The sequence below is a fragment of the Kaistia sp. MMO-174 genome (assembly GCF_037147815.1).
Classification (GTDB): domain Bacteria; phylum Pseudomonadota; class Alphaproteobacteria; order Rhizobiales; family Kaistiaceae; genus Kaistia; species Kaistia nematophila.
Genome location: NZ_JBBCUO010000003.1, coordinates 308,524 through 328,574 on the forward strand (window position 1 = coordinate 308,524; position 20,051 = coordinate 328,574).

Below are 20,051 nucleotides of genomic sequence, written 5' to 3' on the forward strand. Positions count from 1 at the left end.
GGGCCAGTCAGGCGAGCGCGGCGAGCGCCTCCAACTCGCCCGGCAGAGCATAGGCCCAGCTGGTGATCGAGCCGGCGCCGAGGCAGACGACATAGTCGCCCGGCTTGGCGATCGCGGCGATCTCGGCGGCGAGCGCCTGCGGGCCTTCGAGCGCGCGGGCGTCGCGGTGGCCGCGAACCCGCAGACCATCGACGAGATGGTCGCTGTCGATGCCCTCGATCGGCGTTTCGCCGGCGGCATAGACGGGCGCCACCAGAACGGTGTCGGCATCGTTGAAGCAGGTGCAGAAGCCGTCGAACAGGTCGCGCAGACGGGTATAGCGATGCGGCTGGACGACGGCGATCACCCGTCCCTTGGTCGAGGCGCGCGCCGCCTTCAGCACGGCGGCGATCTCGACCGGATGGTGGCCGTAATCGTCGAACACCTCGACGCCGTTCCAGGAGCCGGTATGGGTGAAGCGGCGCTTGACGCCGCCGAACGCCGCCAGCCCCTTGCGGATCGCGTCGTTGGAAATGCCCAGGTGATGCGCCACGGCGATGGCGCCGGTCGCGTTCTGCACATTGTGCTCGCCCGGCATCGGCAGCACGAGGTCCACCAGCTCCGCGGTCTCGCCGGTCACGCGGTCGCGGATGCTGGCGGTGAAGATCGACTTGCCGCCCTCGTTGCGCAGATTGCCATAGCGGATGTCGGCCTGCGGGTTGGCGCCATAGGTGATGATGCGCCGGTCCTCGATCCTGCCGATCAGCGACTGCACTTCCGGATGGTCGAGGCACATCACGGCGAAGCCGTAGAACGGGATGTTCTCGATGAACTGCTTGTAGGCGTCGCGCGCCTTGTCGAAGGTGCCGTAGTGGTCGAGATGCTCGGGATCGATATTGGTGACGAGCGCCACGTCGGCCGGCAGCTTGACGAAGGTGCCGTCGCTCTCGTCCGCCTCGACGACGACCCAGTCGCTGTCGCCCATGCGGGCATTGGTGCCATAGGCGTTGATGATGCCGCCATTGATGACGGTCGGGTCGAAGCCGCCGGCGTCGAGCAGCGCCGCCACCATGGAGGTGGTGGTGGTCTTGCCATGCGTGCCGGCGATGGCGATGGCGCTCTTCAGGCGCATCAGCTCGGCCAGCATCTCGGCGCGGCGCACGACGGGCAGCAGCCGCTCGCGGGCGGCTTTCAGCTCGGGATTGCTGGCCTTGATGGCCGAGGAGACGACGACGACCCGCGCATCGCCGAGATTGGCGGCGTCATGGCCGACCGCGACGGCGACGCCCTTCGCCTTCAGGCGCTGGACATTGGCGTTCTCGGCCGTGTCCGATCCCTGCACCCGGTATCCGAGATTGACCAGCACCTCGGCGATGCCGCTCATGCCGATGCCGCCGATGCCGACGAAATGGACCGACCCGATGTCGCGGGGCATTTTCATGACTTAAACTCCGGTGGATCCGTCGGGGCGCTTTCCGCCGGCAACGCGCTCGACCAGGTCGACCAGGCGTTCAACGGCGTCGGGGCGTCCGACGGATCTTGCTGCGGCCGCCGCCTGGGCCAGACGGCCCGGCTCGGCCAGGAAAGCGGTCAATTCGCGCGCCAGGCGGTCGGCTGTCAACTCGGCCTGCGGGACGACCCAGCCGCCGCCCGCCCTGGCGAGGACGAGCGCGTTGGCGCTCTGGTCCTGATCGATGGCGCCGGGAAGCGGCACCATGATGGCGGGCCGGCCGATGACGGCGAGTTCACACACGGTCGATGCGCCCGAGCGGGAGACGACGAGATGGCTCGCGGCGATCCGCGCTGGCATGTCCTTGAAGAACGACGCCAGTTCCGCCGTGACGCCGAGCCTGTCATAGGCGGTGCGGACACGGTCCATGTCCTCCGGCCGGCACTGCTGGACGATCGAAAGCCGGGCGCGCGAAGCAGCGTCGAGCTTGGCGAGCGCCTCGGGCAAGAGGTCGGAGAAGAAGCGCGCGCCCTGGCTGCCGCCGAAGACGACGAGCTTCAGCGGGCCGCCTTCCGGCTGGGCCGGATAGGGAAGCTTGCTGGCGTCGATCACCATCTGCCGGACGGGATTGCCGGTCTGCACGACCTTGCCGCTGGCCGCGTCGGCATGGCCGACCTCCGGAAAGCTGGTCGCGACCGCGCTGACCCGCGACGCCAGCAGCCGGTTGGCGCGGCCGAGCACGGCATTGGCGTCATGCGCGACGGACGGGATGCGCAGATGCACCGCCGCCAGAAGCGGCGGCACCGTCGGATAGCCGCCGAATCCGACCACGGCGGCGGGCCGCAGCCGCTTCAGCATCGCCTTCGACTGCCGATAGCCCTGCCAGAGGCTCCAGGCCGCCGCCAGCAGCACCTTGGGCGATTTCACCGAAGGGGTCGCGGAGCGGATGATATGCGTCTCGTCGGCCGGAAAGTTCTGGCCGTAGGTCTCGGCGCGATGATCCGTCGCCAGATGCACGGACCAGCCGCGATCCTTCAGCGCGTAGGCGAGCGCCTCGGCGGGGAACAGATGGCCGCCCGTTCCGCCGGCGCAAAGCAGGATCGTCCTGTTCATCGCGTCAGGCTGCCTTCGGCCGGGTGGTGGCGAAGCGGCTGAAGCCGGCGGTCAGGCGCGCGGGCTCGAAGCGACGGCGCGTCAGCGCCAGCACGAGGCCCATCTGGAAGGCGAGCGCCAGCATGGACGAACCGCCATAGGAGATGAACGGCAGCGTCATGCCCTTGGCCGGCATCAGGTTCAGATTCACCGCCATGTTGATGACCGACTGCACGCCGAACAGCACCAGCAGGCCGGCGGAGGCGAGGCGCACGAAGGCATCCTCGTTCTTGAGGCTGTGGCTCAGGCCGCGCACGACGACGAAACCGAACATCAGCACGAGCCCCATGCAGAGGATGATGCCGAATTCCTCGGCCGCGACGGCGAAGATGAAGTCGGTATGGCTATCCGGCAGGATGCGCTTGACGACGCCCTCGCCCGGTCCCCGGCCGAGCCAGCCGCCGTGGATCACCGAGTTCAGCGCGGTATCGACCTGGAAGGTGTCGCCGGCGCCGGGATCGAGGAAGCGGTTGATGCGGCCGGCGAAGTGCGGGAACACCGTATAGGCGGCGACGATGCCGAGAGCGGCCAGACCGGCGAGGCCGGCGATCCAGAACCAGGAGAGGCCCGCCATGAAGAACACGGCCGACCAGGCGATGACGACCAGCATGGTCTGGCCGAGGTCCGGCTGCGCCACCAGCAGCGCGGCGACGATCGCCAGCAGCAGCATGGCGAAGATGTTGCCCGGGATATCGTTGCGGCGCGAATTCTCGGTGAAGAGCCAGGCCGACAGCACCAGGAAGGCCGGCTTGACGAATTCGGACGGCTGCAGCGAGAAGCCGAGGATGTTGATCCAGCGCCGGGCGCCCTTCACTTCCTGGCCGATGAACAGCGTCGCGAACATCAGCACGACCGAGATCGCGAAGACGATCAGCGCCGTGCGGCGGACGTTGCGCGGCGACAGGAAGGAAGTGCCGATCATGATGGCGATCGTCGGCACCATGAACATCACGTGGCGTTTCACGAAGTGGAAGCTGTCGAGACCGATGCGCTCGGCCACGGGCGGGCTGCCGGCGAGCGACAGCACGACGCCGCCGATCATCAGGGCGAGCAGCCCGAACAGGAGATACTTGTCGACCGTCCACCACCATTCGGCGAAGACGCTGCGATCGGCCCGGCTGACCATCACTTGACCTCCACGAACGGTTTGGCGCCGTCGAGCGCCAGGACGAGAGAGCGGAAGTGATCGCCGCGCTGCTCGAAATTGGAATATTGATCGTAGGACGCACAGGCTGGCGACAGCAGCACCACAGGCTCCGCCGCGCCGTCCGTCGCCGCGTCGCGGGCCGCATCGGCGACCGCGACATCCATCGTACCTGACATCACCGTCTCGACCTTGCCCGCCAGCGTCGCCGCGAATTCCTCCGCCGCGTCACCGATCAGATAGGCTTTGGCGATCCGGGGAAAATACGAGGCGAGGCTGGTGATGCCGCCGGTTTTCGGCTTGCCGCCGGCAATCCAGTAGATGCGGTCATAGCTCGCCAGTGCCTTCTCGGCGGCGTCTGCATTGGTCGCCTTGCTGTCGTTGACGAACAGCGCCCGGTCGATCCGCGCGACACGCTCCATACGATGGGCGAGGCCCGGAAAGCTCTTCAACCCCTCGACGATCTCGGCCTCGGAGATGCTCAGCGCGCGCGCCGCCGCGATCGCCGCGGCAGCGTTCTGCGCATTGTGGGCGCCGCGCAGCGATCCGATGCCGTCGAGATTCGCGACCTCGCGGATGACGGCGTCGTCGGCCTCGACGATGCGTCCCTTGTCGACGAAATAGCCATTGGCGACCGGCCGGCGCACGGAGATCCGCTCGACCGCCACGCCGCGCTTGTCGAGATCCGACGCGATGGTCGAGCACCAGTCGTCGTCGACGCCGACAACCGCCGTCCCGGCGCCGCGCACCAGCCGCGCCTTGATGGCGGCATAGCGCTCCATCGTGTCGTGCCGGTCGAGATGGTCCTCGGTCAGGTTCAGCAGGATGCCGACGGTCGGGTCGATGGTCGGGGCCAGGTCGATCTGGAACGACGAGCACTCAACGATGTGGATACGATCCTTGGCGGGCGGATCCAGCGAGAGGATCGCCGTGCCGATATTGCCGCCGAGCTGCACGTCCCAGCCGTCGACGCGGAAGAGATGGGCGATCAGGGCCGTCGTCGTAGACTTGCCGTTGGTGCCGGTGATGGCAATGAAGGGCGCCGACGGGGCAATCGCCCGCCGCTCGCGGCAGAAGAGCTCGATGTCGCCGATGATCTCGACGCCGGCCGCCTTGGCGAGTTCGACGGTCCAGTGCGGCTTCGGGTGGGTCAGCGGCACGCCCGGCGACAGCACCAGCGCGTCGACGCGAGAGAAATCCAGCCCGCGCAGGTCGACGGTCGGGATGCCGACCGCGGCCGCCTTGGCGACGGACTCCGCCTTGTCGTCCCAGGCCGAGACCTCCGCGCCGCCGGCGACGAGCGCCTGCGCGGTGACGAGGCCGCTGCCGCCCAGTCCGAAGACCGCGACCGACTTGCCGGCGAAGGAGGTGATCGGCGTCATGCTGTGGCTACCGGATCTTCAGGCTGGAGAGGCCGATCAGGGCCAGCACGACCGCGATGATCCAGAAGCGGATCACGACCTGCGGCTCGGTCCAGCCAAGCTGTTCGAAATGGTGATGAATCGGCGCCATCTTGAAGACGCGCTTGCCGGTCAGCTTGAACGACAGCACCTGGATGATGACCGAGGCCGCCTCGAGCACGAACAGGCCGCCGACGATGGCGAGCACGATCTCGTGCTTGGTAGCGACGGCGATGGCGCCGAGCATGCCGCCGAGCGCGAGCGAGCCGGTATCACCCATGAAGATCGCCGCCGGCGGCGCGTTGAACCAGAGGAAGCCGAGGCCGGCGCCGAGCATCGCGCCGCAGAGCACGGCGAGCTCGCCCGTGCCGGGCACGAAATGAATCTGCAGGTATTCGGCGAAGATGGCGTTGCCGGAGAGATAGGCCATGACGCCGAACGAGGCAGTGGCGACCATGACCGGCACGATGGCGAGGCCGTCGAGGCCGTCGGTCAGGTTCACGGCATTGCCGGCGCCGACGATGACGAAGGCGCCGAACGGAATGAAGAACCAGCCGAGATCGATGACGAAGCCCTTCACGAAGGGAAAGGTCAGCGCGTCGGAGAGCGGCCCGGCCGAGAGGCGCGAGATGGCGATGCAGGCGACAGCGGCGATGGCGAACTCGACGGCGAGGCGCGAACGGCCGGAAAAGCCCTTGTGGCTCTGCTTCGTGACCTTGAGATAGTCGTCATAGAAGCCGATCAGGCCGAAGCCGACCGTCACGCCGAGCACCGTCCAGACATAGAAGCTGGAGAGATTGGCCCAGAGCAGCGTCGAGACGATCAATCCGGACAAGATCATCAGGCCGCCCATGGTGGGCGTGCCCTTCTTGGTGACGAGATGGCTCTGCGGCCCGTCCTCGCGGATCGGCTGGCCCTTGCCCTGCTTGAGCTTGAGCCCGCGGATGATGGCGGGGCCGAACAGGAAGACGAAGATCAGCGCCGTCATCGTCGCGCCGCCAACACGGAAGGTGATGTAGCGGAAGACGTTGAGGCCCGAGAATTGCGCGGAGAGATCCCCCAGCAGGTACAGCATCAGACGGGTCCTTCAGTGGCGGGATCGCTCTCGACGGGGGCCGGGGTAAATCGGGTCTTCAATGTCTCGACGATGGGAGCCATGCGGCTGCCATTCGAGCCCTTGACCATCACGACATCGCCGGCGCCGAGCTCGTCGACGAGAATCGCCTCTAGCTCATTTGCCGTTTCGGCATAATGGCCGCGCATGGCGTCGGGCAAGGCCTCCCAGAGGGCTCGCATCGACGGGCCCGCCAGATAGGCGCGGTCGATACCGGCCGCGACGAGCGGCTCGGCCAGTTCTGCGTGCAGTTTCAGCGTGTCGTCGCCGAGTTCCAGCATGTCGCCGAGCACGGCGATGCGACGGCCGGCTCCGGCCGTCCGCGCCTGCGCCAGGACGGTGATCGCCGCGCGCATGGAGGTCGGGCTGGCGTTGTAGCTCTCATCGATCAGCGTCGCATCGCCCTGGCCGATCGCGAGGCGGTGACGGGCGCCGCGCCCCTTCGGCGCGGAAAGCCCGCCAAGCGCGGCCGCCGCCTCGGCGACATCGCCGCCAAGCTTCGATACCGCCAACAGCACCGCGAGCGAATTCTGGACGAGATGGCGACCCGGCGCGCCGATGGTGAATTCGACCAGCTGGTCGAGGATGCGGGCGCTGACGCGCGAGTGGTCCGCCTGCATGTCGAGGGCTTCGAGCCGCGCGTCTGCGTCGCGGCCCGTGCCGAACGACAGGACATTGTCGATGCCGGCGTCCATGGCGAGCAGCGCCAGCCGCTCGAACTGCGGGCTGTCGCCATTCAGGATGGCGGCCCCGCCCGGCTCGACACCGGAGAATATCTCCGCCTTGGCGCGGGCGATGCCGTCGACGCCGTCGGGGAAGAATTCGAGGTGCACGGCCTCGATGTTGGTGATGATGGCGACATGCGGCCGAACCTGCGCCACCAGCGGGGTGATCTCGCCGGCATGGTTCATGCCGATCTCGAACACGGCGAAGCGGGCATCGGCCGGCATCCGCGACAGGGTCAGCGGAACGCCCCAGTGATTGTTGAACGACGCCGGCGAGAAGTGGGTCGGCCCCTGCGCGGCAAGCACATGGCCAAGCATCTCCTTGGTCGAGGTCTTGCCGACGCTACCGGTCACCGCGGCGATGCGGGCGGTCGAGCGGGCGCGCGACGCGCGGGCAAGATCCTGCAGCCCTTCCAGCACGTCCTGCACGACGACCAGCGGAATCGTCATCCGGCCGAGGCCGGCGAGCTGGTCCGCCGCGACCACCGCGACGGTCGCGCCATGGCCGGCGGCGGCGCCGACAAAGCGGTGCCCGTCGAAGCGGTCGCCGCGAATGGCGAAGAAGGCGTCACCCGGCTGGACGGTCCGGCTGTCGATCGAGATGCCGGTGATCGCCGGGCCGACGGCGGTCGGACGCCCCTTCATGCCGGCGACGAAATCGTCGAAGTTCCAGAGCTTTTCGGTCATGTGCGCGCCTCCGCGGCGAGCGCCGCGGCGACCACCTCGTGGTCGGAGAAGGGCAGCACGACGCCGTTGACGATCTGCCCGGTCTCGTGGCCCTTGCCGGCGACGCAGAGCACGTCGCCCTCGCCCAGCATCGCGACGGCCTCCAGGATGGCGGTGCGACGATCGGGGATGACGATGGAATCGGGCGCGCCGGCCAGGATCTCGGCGCGGATGCGGGCCGGATCCTCCGAACGGGGATTGTCGTCGGTAATGATCACCACGTCGGCATTGCGCCGGGCCGCCTCGGCCATCAGCGGCCGCTTGCCGGCATCGCGGTCGCCGCCGGCGCCGAAGACCACGAAGAGCCGCTTGCGGGTCATCGGCCGCAGCGCGCCGAGCGCATGGTCGAGCGCGTCGGGCTTATGGGCGTAGTCGATGAAGACGAGCGCGCCCTTGTCGGTGACGCCGACCCGCTCCAGCCGTCCCGGGGCGCCGACGAGCGAGCCGAGCGCCTCGATGGCGATGCGCGGCTCGATGCCCGCGCCGATGGCGAGGCCGGCAGCGACGAGGGCGTTCGAAACCTGGAAACCGCCGGCGAGCGGCAGGCGGACATGCATCGGCGTGCCGAAGACGTCGAGCTCGAGCGACTGGCTGTAGAGATCGGGCTCGTCCTTGACGAGGCGAATCGACCGCCCTGCCCGGCCTACATCGATCAGGCGCTGCCCGCGGCGGCGCGCCACGTCCATGACCGCCTTCGCATAGGGACCGTCCGCGTCGACGACGGCGGTGCGGCCTTCCGGCAGGAGATTGCCGAACAGCTTGAGCTTGGCCTCGAGATAGTGCTCGACCGTCGGATGATAATCCATGTGGTCGCGGCCGAGATTGGTGAAGGCCGCCGCCGTCAGGCGAACGCCGTCGAGCCGATGCTGATCGAGGCCGTGGCTCGACGCCTCGAGCGCCGCGTGGGTGACGCCCTGGCGAGCCAGCCGGTCGAGGATCCGGTGAAGCTGGATCGGATCGGGCGTGGTCAGGCTGCCATAGTCGGAACCGTCGGGCGAGACGACGCCGATGGTGCCGATCGAGGCGGACTTCCTGCCGGCGATCTCGAAGATCTGGCGGACAAAGGCGGCGACCGAGGTCTTGCCGCTGGTGCCGGTGACGGCGACCAGGTTTTCCGGCTGCAGGGGATAGAAGCGGGCGGCGAGATGCGCCAGCGCGATGCGCGGATCGGCGGCGCGCAGCACCGGCACGCCGAGATCGTCGGGAAGGACCGAGTCGGGACCGCAGACGATGGCCGCAGCGCCCCGCTTCACCGCATCCGGCGCGAAGCGGGCGCCATCCGCCGCCACGCCCTTCAGCGCCGCGAACAGAATGCCCGGCTCGACAGCGCGGCTGTCCGCCGTAAGGCCGGAAATCTCGATCTCCGCCTGATCGGCGGAAAGCGAGAAGTCGTTCGAAGCTAGATCACCGAGCCGCATTCTGGGGTCGAACCCTCCCGATCGTTCCTGTTTCGCGCCAGGTATGGGGCGCGCAGGCCCTTCCAAAGGCCCGCTCTTCGAACCTCAATACGACACAAGCATGGCGTCGGGGTGGCTTTCGTTCTCGCTGCGCGGCTGGACGCCCAGAATTGCGGCGGCACGACGGATGACGTTGGAGCTGACATTCGCGGCGTTCCAGGCCGCGAGCGCCGGCAGGCCGGGCTTCTCCGGCTTCGGATCGTCGATCGAGATCAGCATGACATATTCCGGATCGTCCATCGGGAAGGCCGACAGGAACGAGTTCAGGTAATGGCCCTCGACATAGCGCCCGTTGGCGATCTTCTCGGCCGTGCCGGTCTTGCCGCCGACGACATAGCCGGGGACGTCGGCATTGCGGCCGGAGCCCTTGACGGCGTTGAAGCGGAACAACCAGCGCATCTCGTCGCTCGTCTTCTTCGACACCATCTGCGTGGAGTCGGCCATCGCCTCTTCCTGCGTGCGCGGGAAGAAGGTCGGCGTCAGAAGGTGGCCGCCATTGACCAGCGCCGCATCGGCGACGGCCGCCTGCATCGGCGTGATGGCGATGCCGTGGCCGAAGGAGACGGTCAGCTGCGTCGCCTGGCTCCAGCGCTTCGGCACCTGCGGCGTCGCGACTTCGGGAAGGTCGGTCTTCAGCCGGGTCGAGAGGCCGAACTTCTTCAGATAGGCCTGCTGCTCCTCCTGGCCGACGGCGAGCGCCATCTTGGCCGTACCGATGTTGGACGAATACTGGAAGATCTCCGGCACCGTCAGGAAGCGCGCCTTGGCGTGGAAGTCGCGGATGACGTTGCGGCCGACATGGATCGGGAAGCGCGCGTCGATGCTGTCCGTCATCTTCACGCGGCCGGAATCAAGCGCCATCGCGAAGGTGAAGCTCTTGAACACCGAGCCGAGCTCGAAGGTGCCGGCGGTCAGGCGGTTCAGCCGGTCCGGCTTGTTGGCGTCGGTCGGCGTGTTCGGGTCGAAATCGGGCAGTGACGCCATCGCCATGACCTCGCCGGTCTTGGCGTTGAGGATGACGCCCATGGCGGCGACCGACTGGTAGCGCTGCATCGCGCCGACGAGCTCGTCGCGCAGGATGTGCTGGACGCGCATGTCGATCGACAGCTTCACCGGCTGCATGTCGGCGCCCTTCATGGCGAAGCCCGCGCCATGCAGATCGCCAAGGCCGCGCTCGTCGATCGCCTTCTCGATGCCGGCAATGCCCTGATTGTCGATGTTGACGAGGCCAACGATATGGGCCGCGGCCGGGCCGCCCGGATAGAAGCGGCGGTTCTCGGTCAGGAAGCCGACGCCGGGAATGCCGAGATTGTGGATCTCGGACTGCTGCTTCGGCGTGATCTCGCGCTTGACCCAGACAAAGCCGGCCTGCGTCGACAGCTTCTTGCGCAGCTGCGCCGCGTCGAGGTCCGGCAGGACGCTGGTGATCAGTTCGGTCGCCTCGTCGGGGTCGACGATCTTGTTCGGCTCGGCGAAGAGCGAGGCGGTCTTGATGTCGGTGGCGAGGATCTCGCCATTGCGGTCGACGATGTTGGGACGCGCGGTCGCGACCGCCTGGGCCGCGCTGCCGCGGGCGGCGGAGCCGGCCTGGTCGCTCATGCCGAGCATGACGAGACGGCCGCCGATGACGCCATAGACGAGCATGAAGGCGACCATGGTCAGCGCGATGCGGCTGCGGGTCTGGTCGTGGCGCGCCTTGCTCGCTCCCTTCAGCGCGACATGACGCCCGCCATTGGCGGGGCTGAACATGCCGGGACGGTCGGTCAGCGTCATCGTCATGGGTTCGCTCCCGTTTGAGCCACGATGTCACGGGGACGGGGCTTGGCGACGCTTGCCTGCGCCGTGGTGGGCTTGGCGACGATCGGCTTCGCGGCGCCCGACTTGGCGACGCCGCTGGTGATCATGCGGTCGAGCGAGGCGCCCGGAACCTCGATCGGCTTGTCGGGCACGTCCTCGATGCTGGCGAGCTGGCGCACGTCGAGCGGCGCGAGGTGCAGATAGGAGCCATAGCGCTGGACGAGGTCCTGCAGACGGGACGGCTGGTCGAGCACGCTCCACTCCGCCTGCAGGATGTTCATCATGTCCTTCTCGCGCACGATCTCGCGGCGAAGCTCCATGACGTGATCGGCGGCGCGGCCAGCGCGATCCTTCATGGCATAGGTGACGACGGCGCCGGCCACCATCAAAGCAACCCAGATGACGTTGAGTGCCCGGAGCATTACGACCTCGCCACTTTGAATTCAGGTAGTGCCGGAACGCCGGCCGCCTCGGCGTCGAACGGCCGCGCTGGCGCCTCCGTCCGGATGCCGGCGCGCAGCTTGGCCGAGCGAGCCCGCGGATTGCGCGCCGTCTCGGTGTCGCCCGCGACGACCGCGCCCTTGACCGCCAGCGTGAAGGTCGGCGCCGCGAGAACGCGCTCGGGCATGTGCCGCGAGCCGCCCGCCCGGACCTCGCTGCGTTCGGCCAGGAAGCGCTTGACGATGCGGTCTTCCAGCGAATGGAACGACACGATGACCAGGCGGCCGCCCGGCTTCAGCACGCGCTCGGCGGCGGCCAGCGCCCGGCCGAGCTCGTCGAGCTCCTGGTTGACGTAGATGCGCAGCGCCTGGAACGTGCGGGTCGCCGGATGGATCGGATCCGTCGGCTTCTTGCCGACGACGCGCTCGACCAGCCCGGCCAGTTCGCTGGTGCGCAGATAGGGCTTGGCGACGCGGTCCTGCGTGATGGCGCGCGCGACGGCGGCGGCCCGGCGCTCCTCGCCGAGCACCGAGATGATGCGGGCGAGGTCGCGCGCTTCCATCGTGTTGACGACGTCGGCGGCGCTCGGCCCTTCCTGGCTCATGCGCATGTCGAGCGGGCCGTCGAAGCGGAAGGAAAAGCCGCGCTCGGCTTCGTCCAGCTGCATCGAGGAAACGCCGATATCGAGCACGACGCCGTCGACCTTCCCGTGCCCCTGCCCTGCCGCGATCGCGTCGAGATCGCCGAAGCGGCCATGCACGAGTTGCAGCCGGCCCTGATATTCGGCGACGAGCGCCTGGCCGTCGGCGATCGCGTTCGGATCGCGGTCGATGCCGATCACCGAAGCGCCGGCGTCGAGGATGGCGCGGCTGTAGCCGCCGAGGCCGAAGGTGCCGTCGATGACGACGCCGCCGGCCACGGGCGCGAGATGCTCGATCACCTCGGCGAGCAACACGGGAACGTGGCGGTCGGATCCGCCGGCGATGCCGCCCTTCGAGCCGTCACCGGTCGTCATGATTCCGCGCCTCCGGAGGAACGCGGACCCGCGCCAAGCCGGCGGCGCAATTCGCGCACGCGGTTCTTGGCCTCGTCCCGATAGGCGACGAAACGCTCCGGTTCCCAGATCTGAAACTTGTAGCCCTGACCGACGAAGGTCACGGTGTCGCCGATGCCGGCATGGGCCTTGATCACCTCGGACAGCGCCACGCGCCCCTCCGGGTCGATCCTCAGCACCTCGCTCTCGCCGATCAGCGTCGTCGAGAGGAATTCGTGGTCCTCGGAGAAGGGCTCGAACAGCGTCAGGCTGGCGCGGATCTGGCTGACGAGGCGATTGCCGCCCGCATCCACCGCGTTCTGGTCCAGCGTCGGACAGCAATAGAGCCCCTCGAAGCCGTCGCGCGCCAGCACGGAGCGGAACGATGCCGGGATCGACACCCGCCCCTTCGAGTCCAGCCTGTTGGTGAAGGTCGAAACGAATTCCTCCATCACCTTTCGCGCCGGCGCTCCCCTTGAAAATGCCCATTGAAAGCCCGCCCGCGCAGCGAGCCGGGAACACACTCAATGGACGCGGACTGGAAACAACATCCCGGCATGCCATGCGGCGCCACAGATCGACCGGAATTTGCCGACCGCAGTGCCCTCGAACCGGGATGATTTGGGATACCATGGGTGAATATGGGCGTCAATGGAATCGGCCCCCACGACAGGCAGGCGCCACCGCCCGTATCACACCGGGTTAAGCTTAATTTTCCGTAGCTTTTGACGGCGCGGGCATAAGGAATCCGTATGATTTCGGCCGTTCGGGCACGGCACTTTTCCAAGGCCTAATTTTGCGGGGCGATGGGAATGGCCAGCATCCGGCGGCGACGAGGCGATCGCGGCGGGGATCGGGAGCCGTGGTGGGAGGCGCTCCCATCCGGCGGGCGGCCCTTGCGGGCGCGGCGCGGCCGGCAAGGGCGCGCGCGGGACGGCATCGCGGCGGGGCCGGCGATGCGGATCGACAATCAGGGGAAGAAAGAATGCCAGTCGGCCTGTAAGCCGGGTTCTGTAGGGCGGCGGCGAACCGCCGCGTGACGACCATTCATCTTGGACGTCCGTTGCCGGACGCCTCGTGCGACCAACCCGGGTGACCGGCCTGGAAACAGGCTGGGCTCACGCCCGCGTCACCCCTATTCGGTCTTGCTCCCGGTGGGGTTTACCGTGCCGTTCCCATTGCTGGGACCGCGGTGGGCTCTTACCCCACCCTTTCACCCTTACCCGTGGCGCGAACGCTCGGGCGGTTTGCTTTCTGTGGCACTTTCCCTGGGGTCGCCCCCGCCGGGCGTTACCCGGCACCGTGTTTCCATGGAGCCCGGACTTTCCTCCCCTGCGACCTTTCGATCCTGCAGCAGCGGTCGTCCGGCCGACTGGCAATGCGGGGCTTAGGGGGGCGACGGGTGCGGGTCAAGCCCAAGGAGGGGGAAGTCGTTCCCCGCACCCGACATTGAAGGCGGTCAGGAGGCCTGTCGGCCCGCAACTGATTCAGGCGGCACCCGCGAAGGCGGGCGACATCGAGCCTGGCAGTCTTTCGTCCTCCCCGTACGCGCCCGCACTAGCGAACGCTGCAACACGAGAGGCTTCGGCCGAGACCGCCCCGACCACGTCCGAACTTAGTTCGAAGCCATGATCTGCTGGACCTTGCCGCAATAGCGCAGCGGGCCCTTGGTCATGCGCGTGGCGCCATGGCCGCCATTGTACTTCAGGATGGTGCCGCAAAGATCGCCGCCGGCGAGCTTGCGGGCCTGGCCGAGATACATCATGCCGTAGCGGATGTTGGTGGCCGGGTCGTAGAGGGCCTTGGCCGAGCCCTTGTAGCCCATGCCGCGAGCCGTCTGCAGGCGGACCTGCATCAGGCCGATCTCGCCGACGCTGCCCGTCATGTTGGGCTTGTAGTTGCTCTCGACGGTGATGACGGCGTGGGCGAGTGACAGGGGAACGTTGTTCGCCGCGGCGTGGGTGCGGATCAGATCATCGAAGCTGCTGCGGTCGGCTGAGGCGATACGCGTTTCGTTCGACTTGAGCAGTCGGCCAGACTTGGCCGACGCCGGAGCAATGGCGAGACCGCTAGTGGCGACGAGGGCGGTCAGGGCGAGTACGCAAAACTTCTTCATACCTGGGGGTAACTCACATCGTTGACGATGGCGGCACCTTTCGTTGCCCAAGAGTCCCGAATTGGGGCACCCGAACTGAAATCAGGTTACAGGCTTTAACATTCCGTGATCGCCCGAACGGCCAGGCAAAATAATTTGCCGGCTGAACAGTTTCGAGCTGCCGCTGGGGAACTCAGGCCTTGTCGGACAACGCCCGAGCGAGACGGTGCAGCGTCACAATCGTCGAAGAATCGGCAATTCCATCAACCCTTTCGGGCCGGAAGTGGCGCTGGAACGCGGTGACGACCTGTTCCGTCTCCTGATCGTAAGTTCCAGAGATCTGAATGGGATAGCCGTACAGCGCCAGCATCGCCTGCAGCGCCTCGATCGGCGCGCCACTTTCACCGATGCTAAAAAAACGACCGCCCCGAATCGGTTCCGGCTCGACGAAATGACCGAGCCCGGCAGAAGCCAGGCGGCCCCATGGGAACTTCTCGCCTGGGTCGCGCTTCCGCGCGGGCGCAACATCGGAGTGAGCAAGGATTCGTTCCGGACGAATGCCGTGTCGAGCGCAAATGTCGCAGGCAAGTGCGATCACCGCATCGATCTGTTCGTCGGGAAAATCGGGGTAGCCATGGTCATGGCCCAGGTTGGCGATCTCGATTCCGACAGACCGGGAGTTGATATCGGTCGCGCCATGCCACGAAGAGACGCCGGCATGCCAGGCGCGATCCGCCTCGGCGACCAGTTGCGTGATGGTTCCGTCCTCGCCGACGACATAGTGGCAGGAGACGTTGGAGGCCGGGTCGCTCAACAGGCCGATCGCCGCCTCGGCCGTCTTCATGTCCGTATAGTGCAGGATCAGGATGTCGATCGGCGCGCCGCCGACGCGCGGTCCGAAATTGGGCGAAGGCCGCCATGCCACACCCGGCAGCTTGGCATCCGGCAGGGCTGCGTCAGGCACGTCTCTCTCCATGGTCATGCGAAGGCCCGCTCGCGGCGGATGCGGTCATACGCGCCGTTCAGCGCGGCGAGCTTGGCGGTGGCGATCGCGAGAAATTCGGCCGGCACGCCGCGCGCGATCAGCCGGTCCGGATGGGTCTCGGCGACAATGCGGCGATAGTGCCGCTTCACGTCGTCATTCGAGGCGGCGCGGTCGATGCCCAGGATGAGGTAGGGGTCGCCCTCCTCCGGCACGATGTGGCGACTGCTGATGCGCGCGAACGCCGCCTCGCCGATGCCGAAGATCGACGCGACATGGTCGAGGAACGCCAGTTCGTCCTGATGCACCATGCCGTCGGCCTTGGCGATGTGGAACAGGCCATCGACGATGTCCTCGAACACGGGCGAGCCCGGCTCGAACAGGCCGGCGAGCTTGCGCGCATAGGCGTCGAAGCCGGCGACGTCCTGCTTGGCGAGGTTGAACAGCCGCGCCACGTTCTGGTGCTCGGCCGCCGGGATATCGAACAATTGCTCGAAGGCGGTGACTTCGTCCCGCGTCACGACGCCGTCCGCCTTGGCCATCTTGGCCGAGAGCGCGATCATCGAGACGGAGAACGCCACCTGCCGCCGATCCTCCGGCGAGCCGGACAGCATCGTGCGGACGGTTTCGATCAAATCGTCCAGCGCCCGCCCGAGGGTGCAGGAGCCGGGAAGCGAGCATATGAGGTCGCCGAGTCGTTGCCAGATTGTCATGGCGGAATCATAGGCATCCGCGGCGTCGAGTGCGAGAGTCCAGGGTGTCGCGCAGTCGCCAATTCACGCAGGACGGGTCGCAGCCCCTCGGCCAGGGCGATCTTCCGGCCATTGCGGATTGACGGAAGCCGGCCGAACCGTACTCATGCGGCCGGACCGGCAGGATACGGGGAGCATGACGATGACGCAGTGGGACTTCTGGATCGATCGCGGCGGCACCTTCACCGATATCGTCGCGCGCGACCCGGAAGGCCGTATCCGCGCCCACAAGCTGCTCTCGGAAAATCCCGGCGCCTATCGCGACGCCGCCGTGCAGGGCATCCGCGAACTGATGGGCGTTCCGGCCGGTGCGCCGATCCCGCCGGGCGCCATCGACACGGTGAAGATGGGCACGACCGTCGCCACCAACGCCCTGCTCGAGCGCAAGGGCGACCGCACGCTCCTCCTCATCACCCGGGGTTTTCGCGACGCGCTGGCGATCGGCTACCAGGCGCGCCCGGACATTTTCGCCAAGAAGATCGTCAAGCCGGAACTGCTCTATGAGCGCGTCGTCGAGGTTGCCGAGCGCGTGCGGGTCGACGGCACGGTCGAGGTCGAACCCGATCCGGCCGAGGTCGAGGCCGCCCTTCGCGACGCCCATGCCAGCGGCATCCGCTCCGTCGCCATCGTCTTCATGCATGCCTGGAAATATCCCGGGCACGAGGCGCGGGTCGCCAAAATCGCCCACTCCGTCGGCTTCCCGCAGATCTCGGTCAGCCACGAGATCTCGCCGCTGATGAAGCTGGTCGGGCGCGGCGACACCACCGTGGTCGACGCCTATCTCTCGCCGATCCTCAACCGCTATGTCGAACAGGTCTCCGCCGAGCTGGGCGGAACGGAGGGCGCCTCGCCCCGCCTGATGTTCATGATGTCGTCCGGCGGGCTGACGGCGGCGGAGCTTTTCCGCGGCAAGGATGCCATCCTCTCCGGGCCGGCCGGCGGCGTCGTGGCGGCGGTCGAGACGGCGCGGCAGGCGGGCTTCGGCCAGGTCATCGGCTTCGACATGGGCGGCACGTCCACCGATGTCTCGCACTATGACGGCGTCTATGAGCGCTCGTTCGAAACCGAGGTCGCGGGCGTGCGCATGCGCGCACCGATGATGCGGATCCACACGGTCGCCGCCGGCGGCGGCTCGATCCTGCACTACGAGGCCGGCCGCTTCCGCGTCGGCCCGGATTCGGCCGGCGCCGACCCCGGCCCTGCCAGCTACCGGCGCGGCGGCCCGCTCGCCGTCACCGACGCCAATGTCATGACCGGCAAATTGCGGCCGGAGCATTTTCCAAAGATTTTCGGCGCGGGCCGCGACCAGCCGCTCGATGCCGCCATCGTGCGCGAGCGCTTCGAAAAGCTGGCCGCCGAGATCGGCGACGGCCGCACGCCCGAGGACATCGCCGACGGTTTCCTGCGCATCGCCGTCGAGAACATGGCGAACGCCATCAAGAAGATCTCCGTCCAGCGCGGCTATGACGTCACCGACTATGCGCTGAACTGCTTCGGCGGCGCCGGCGGCCAGCACGCCTGCATGGTGGCGGACGCGCTCGGCATGACGACTGTGCTGGTGCATCCCTTCTCCGGCATCCTCTCCGCCTATGGCATGGGCCTCGCCGACATCCGCGCCGGCCGCAGCAAGGCGGTGGTCCAAAAGCTGGCGCCGGAAGCGCTGCCCGAGCTTCTGGATCTCGCCTCGACGCTCACGGACGAGGTCCATGCCGAACTGGCGCAGCAGGGCGTCGAGGCCACCGACACCTTCGTCCGCGCGCATCTCCGCTATGACGGCACCGACACGACGATCCCGGTCGAGGTGCTGGCGGAGGGCCCGGACTGGCTACCGCTGGATGAAATCCTCGCCGCTTTCCAGGAGGCGCACCGGAAGCAGTTCGGCTTCGTCTTCGAGGGCAAGGCGATCGTCGTCGAGAGCCTGGAGGTCGAGGCGGTCGGCGGCGGCGCCGCGATCGAGGAACCGGCGCTCGACGCGCCCGAGAGCCGGCCCAAGCCCTCCGAGACCGTCTCGATCTTTTCCGACGGCGCGGCCCATCGCGCGGGCATCTTTCCCCGCGCAAGCCTCGCGCGCGGCGCCATCGTCGCCGGGCCGGCGCTGATCATCGAGCCGCACCAGACCATCGTCGTCGAGCCGGGCTGGCAGGCTGAAATCTCGGCCCGCGACCATGTCGTACTGACGCGGGTCGAGGGGCTCGACCGTCGCCATGCCATCGGCACCGACGCCGATCCCGTGATGCTGGAGGTGTTCAACAACCTCTTCATGTCGATCGCCGAGCAGATGGGCGTGACGCTGCAAAACACCGCCTATTCCGTGAACATCAAGGAGCGGCTCGATTTCTCCTGCGCCGTCTTCGACGCGACCGGCGCGCTCGTCGCCAACGCGCCGCACATGCCGGTGCATTTGGGCTCGATGGACCGCTCGGTCGAGACGATCATCGAGCTGAACCGGAGGGCGATGCGGCCGGGCGACGTCTATGCGCTCAATGCGCCCTATAATGGCGGCACGCATCTCCCCGACATCACCGTCGTCTCGCCCGTCTTCGACGATGCGGGCCACGAAATCCTGTTCTTCGTCGCCAGCCGCGGCCACCACGCCGATATCGGCGGCACGGCGCCGGGCTCGATGACGCCGCGCGCCACCACCGTCGACGAGGAAGGGGTTCTCATCGACAATTTCGTCCTCGTCGACCAGGGCCGCTTTCGCGAGGCCGAACTGGTCGAGCTGCTGACCGACCATCCCTACCCCGTCCGCAACGTCACGCAGAACATCGCCGACCTCAAGGCGCAGATCGCCGCCAACCAGAAGGGCGTCCAGGAGCTGCGCCGGATGGTCGAGCATTTCGGGCTCGATGTCGTCACCGCCTATATGGGCCATGTGCAGGACAACGCCGCCGAGAGCGTGCGCCGGATGCTCGGCAGCCTCCGGGATTCCGAATTCGCCGTCGAGACCGACCAGGGCGCGGTGATCCGCGTGAAGATCCGCGTCGACCGCGAGAAGCGCGAGGCGACGGTGGACTTCACCGGCACCAGCCCGCAGCAGAAGACCAATTTCAACGCGCCGGAACCGGTGACGCGGGCTGCGGTCCTCTATGCCTTCCGCGTCATGGTAGAGGGCGACATCCCGATGAATGCCGGCTGCCTGCGGCCGATCCACATCATAATCCCCGAGGGCTCGATGCTGGCGCCGCGCTATCCGGCCGCCGTCGTCGCCGGCAATGTCGAGACGAGCCAGCAGGTGACCAACGCGCTGTTCGGCGCGCTGGGCGCGCTTTCATCCTCGCAGGGCTCGATGAACAACCTCACCTTCGGCAACCAGACCTACCAGTATTACGAGACGCTCTGCTCCGGCGCCCCGGCAGGCCGGTTCAACGACGGCACCGGCTTCGACGGCGTCGACGCCGTGCATGTCCACATGACCAATTCGCGCCTGACCGATCCGGAGGTGCTGGAGTTCCGTTTCCCCGTCCTGCTTGAGGACTTCCACATCCGCGAGGGCTCCGGCGGACGCGGAAAATGGTCGGCCGGCGGCGGCACCAGGCGGACGATCCGATTCCTGGAGGCGATGGAATGCGCCATCCTCGCCTCGCACCGCACCGTCGCGCCGCACGGGCTCGAAGGCGGCGATCCCGGCGCCCTCGGCAAGACCGAGGTGCGCCGCAACGACGGCCGGGTCGAGGTGCTGGAAGGCTGCGACCAGACCGTGCTCGCCGCCGGCGAGGCCGTCATCGTAACGACGCCCACCGGCGGGGGATTTGGCAGGGCATAGGCCGGACTGGAGTGAAGCCCTCACCTCTCCCAGAGGGA

General features: G+C 67.6%; 15 protein-coding genes and 1 other RNA gene. 1 reads left to right on the plus strand and 15 read right to left on the minus strand.

What is annotated here, in order from left to right; translation table 11 throughout:
* Nucleotides 1-7: 7 nt before the first annotated feature.
* From murC to WFK98_RS13420, 15 genes are all read right to left on the minus strand, one after another.
* Entirely contained in the window at nucleotides 8-1,420 is a 1,413-nt protein-coding gene (murC, locus tag WFK98_RS13350; RefSeq protein WP_336800557.1) for a UDP-N-acetylmuramate--L-alanine ligase, read from the minus strand.
* Nucleotides 1,421-1,423: 3 nt separating this feature from the next.
* Nucleotides 1,424-2,542, minus strand: coding sequence for an undecaprenyldiphospho-muramoylpentapeptide beta-N-acetylglucosaminyltransferase (murG, locus tag WFK98_RS13355; RefSeq protein WP_336800558.1), 1,119 nt, complete (start codon nucleotides 2,540-2,542; stop codon nucleotides 1,424-1,426).
* Nucleotides 2,543-2,546: 4 nt separating this feature from the next.
* Nucleotides 2,547-3,707 (minus strand): putative lipid II flippase FtsW, encoded by a 1,161-nt coding sequence (ftsW, locus tag WFK98_RS13360; RefSeq protein WP_266338437.1) that lies wholly within the window; start codon nucleotides 3,705-3,707, stop codon nucleotides 2,547-2,549.
* Nucleotides 3,707-5,107, minus strand: coding sequence for a UDP-N-acetylmuramoyl-L-alanine--D-glutamate ligase (gene murD, locus WFK98_RS13365; protein ID WP_336800559.1), 1,401 nt, complete (start codon nucleotides 5,105-5,107; stop codon nucleotides 3,707-3,709). Before murD ends, ftsW begins: the two co-directional genes overlap by 1 nt.
* 7 nt (nucleotides 5,108-5,114) lie before the next feature.
* Nucleotides 5,115-6,200, minus strand: coding sequence for a phospho-N-acetylmuramoyl-pentapeptide-transferase (gene mraY / locus WFK98_RS13370; protein ID WP_266338439.1), 1,086 nt, complete (start codon nucleotides 6,198-6,200; stop codon nucleotides 5,115-5,117).
* Nucleotides 6,200-7,651, minus strand: a complete 1,452-nt coding sequence (locus WFK98_RS13375; RefSeq protein WP_336800560.1) for a UDP-N-acetylmuramoylalanyl-D-glutamyl-2,6-diaminopimelate--D-alanyl-D-alanine ligase — start codon at nucleotides 7,649-7,651, stop codon at nucleotides 6,200-6,202. Before WFK98_RS13375 ends, mraY begins: the two co-directional genes overlap by 1 nt.
* Nucleotides 7,648-9,108: a UDP-N-acetylmuramoyl-L-alanyl-D-glutamate--2,6-diaminopimelate ligase gene (locus WFK98_RS13380; RefSeq protein WP_336800561.1), complete on the minus strand. Its 1,461-nt coding sequence runs from the start codon at nucleotides 9,106-9,108 to the stop codon at nucleotides 7,648-7,650. The genes WFK98_RS13375 and WFK98_RS13380 overlap by 4 nt, the downstream gene beginning before the upstream one ends.
* Before the next feature lie 84 nt (nucleotides 9,109-9,192).
* On the minus strand, nucleotides 9,193-10,926 hold the full coding sequence (locus tag WFK98_RS13385; protein ID WP_266338442.1) for a peptidoglycan D,D-transpeptidase FtsI family protein: 1,734 nt from the start codon (nucleotides 10,924-10,926) through the stop codon (nucleotides 9,193-9,195).
* On the minus strand, nucleotides 10,923-11,366 hold the full coding sequence (gene ftsL, locus WFK98_RS13390) for a cell division protein FtsL (RefSeq protein ID WP_266338443.1): 444 nt from the start codon (nucleotides 11,364-11,366) through the stop codon (nucleotides 10,923-10,925). Before ftsL ends, WFK98_RS13385 begins: the two co-directional genes overlap by 4 nt.
* The gene (rsmH, locus tag WFK98_RS13395) at nucleotides 11,366-12,400 is read right to left on the minus strand and encodes a 16S rRNA (cytosine(1402)-N(4))-methyltransferase RsmH (protein ID WP_336800562.1); all 1,035 of its coding nucleotides are present in this window, start codon (nucleotides 12,398-12,400) and stop codon (nucleotides 11,366-11,368) included. The genes ftsL and rsmH overlap by 1 nt, the downstream gene beginning before the upstream one ends.
* Entirely contained in the window at nucleotides 12,397-12,870 is a 474-nt protein-coding gene (locus tag WFK98_RS13400) for a division/cell wall cluster transcriptional repressor MraZ (protein WP_266338445.1), read from the minus strand. Before WFK98_RS13400 ends, rsmH begins: the two co-directional genes overlap by 4 nt.
* A 532-nt stretch (nucleotides 12,871-13,402) precedes the next feature.
* Nucleotides 13,403-13,794: RNase P RNA component class A (gene rnpB, locus WFK98_RS13405), an RNA gene on the minus strand.
* A 239-nt stretch (nucleotides 13,795-14,033) separates the two neighbouring features.
* A complete protein-coding gene (locus WFK98_RS13410) occupies nucleotides 14,034-14,534 on the minus strand; it encodes a lytic transglycosylase domain-containing protein (RefSeq protein ID WP_266338446.1) in 501 nt (166 codons plus the stop codon).
* 172 nt (nucleotides 14,535-14,706) lie between these two features.
* Nucleotides 14,707-15,489, minus strand: a complete 783-nt coding sequence (locus WFK98_RS13415; RefSeq protein WP_336800790.1) for an N-acetylmuramoyl-L-alanine amidase — start codon at nucleotides 15,487-15,489, stop codon at nucleotides 14,707-14,709.
* 2 nt (nucleotides 15,490-15,491) lie between these two features.
* Nucleotides 15,492-16,208: a J domain-containing protein gene (locus WFK98_RS13420; RefSeq protein WP_266338447.1), complete on the minus strand. Its 717-nt coding sequence runs from the start codon at nucleotides 16,206-16,208 to the stop codon at nucleotides 15,492-15,494.
* Nucleotides 16,209-16,383: 175 nt separating this feature from the next.
* Between WFK98_RS13420 and WFK98_RS13425 the strand changes: the two genes are divergently transcribed.
* The gene (locus tag WFK98_RS13425) at nucleotides 16,384-20,013 is read left to right on the plus strand and encodes a hydantoinase B/oxoprolinase family protein (RefSeq protein ID WP_336800563.1); all 3,630 of its coding nucleotides are present in this window, start codon (nucleotides 16,384-16,386) and stop codon (nucleotides 20,011-20,013) included.
* Nucleotides 20,014-20,051 lie beyond the last annotated feature (38 nt).

What these genes read in the sequence shown, in the direction of transcription:
- murG (WP_336800558.1), bottom strand. Translation starts at nt 2,542, where the DNA reads ATGAACAGGACGATCCTGCTTTGCGCCGGCGGAACGGGCGGCCATCTG.
- WFK98_RS13380 (WP_336800561.1), bottom strand. Translation starts at nt 9,108, where the DNA reads ATGCGGCTCGGTGATCTAGCTTCGAACGACTTCTCGCTTTCCGCCGAT.
- WFK98_RS13410 (WP_266338446.1), bottom strand. Translation starts at nt 14,534, where the DNA reads ATGAAGAAGTTTTGCGTACTCGCCCTGACCGCCCTCGTCGCCACTAGC.
- WFK98_RS13375 (WP_336800560.1), bottom strand. Translation starts at nt 7,651, where the DNA reads ATGACCGAAAAGCTCTGGAACTTCGACGATTTCGTCGCCGGCATGAAG.
- WFK98_RS13400 (WP_266338445.1), bottom strand. Translation starts at nt 12,870, where the DNA reads ATGGAGGAATTCGTTTCGACCTTCACCAACAGGCTGGACTCGAAGGGG.
- ftsL (WP_266338443.1), bottom strand. Translation starts at nt 11,366, where the DNA reads ATGCTCCGGGCACTCAACGTCATCTGGGTTGCTTTGATGGTGGCCGGC.
- ftsW (WP_266338437.1), bottom strand. Translation starts at nt 3,707, where the DNA reads ATGGTCAGCCGGGCCGATCGCAGCGTCTTCGCCGAATGGTGGTGGACG.
- mraY (WP_266338439.1), bottom strand. Translation starts at nt 6,200, where the DNA reads ATGCTGTACCTGCTGGGGGATCTCTCCGCGCAATTCTCGGGCCTCAAC.
- murC (WP_336800557.1), bottom strand. Translation starts at nt 1,420, where the DNA reads ATGAAAATGCCCCGCGACATCGGGTCGGTCCATTTCGTCGGCATCGGC.
- WFK98_RS13420 (WP_266338447.1), bottom strand. Translation starts at nt 16,208, where the DNA reads ATGACAATCTGGCAACGACTCGGCGACCTCATATGCTCGCTTCCCGGC.
- murD (WP_336800559.1), bottom strand. Translation starts at nt 5,107, where the DNA reads ATGACGCCGATCACCTCCTTCGCCGGCAAGTCGGTCGCGGTCTTCGGA.
- WFK98_RS13385 (WP_266338442.1), bottom strand. Translation starts at nt 10,926, where the DNA reads ATGACGATGACGCTGACCGACCGTCCCGGCATGTTCAGCCCCGCCAAT.
- rsmH (WP_336800562.1), bottom strand. Translation starts at nt 12,400, where the DNA reads ATGACGACCGGTGACGGCTCGAAGGGCGGCATCGCCGGCGGATCCGAC.
- WFK98_RS13425 (WP_336800563.1), top strand. Translation starts at nt 16,384, where the DNA reads ATGACGATGACGCAGTGGGACTTCTGGATCGATCGCGGCGGCACCTTC.
- WFK98_RS13415 (WP_336800790.1), bottom strand. Translation starts at nt 15,489, where the DNA reads ATGGAGAGAGACGTGCCTGACGCAGCCCTGCCGGATGCCAAGCTGCCG.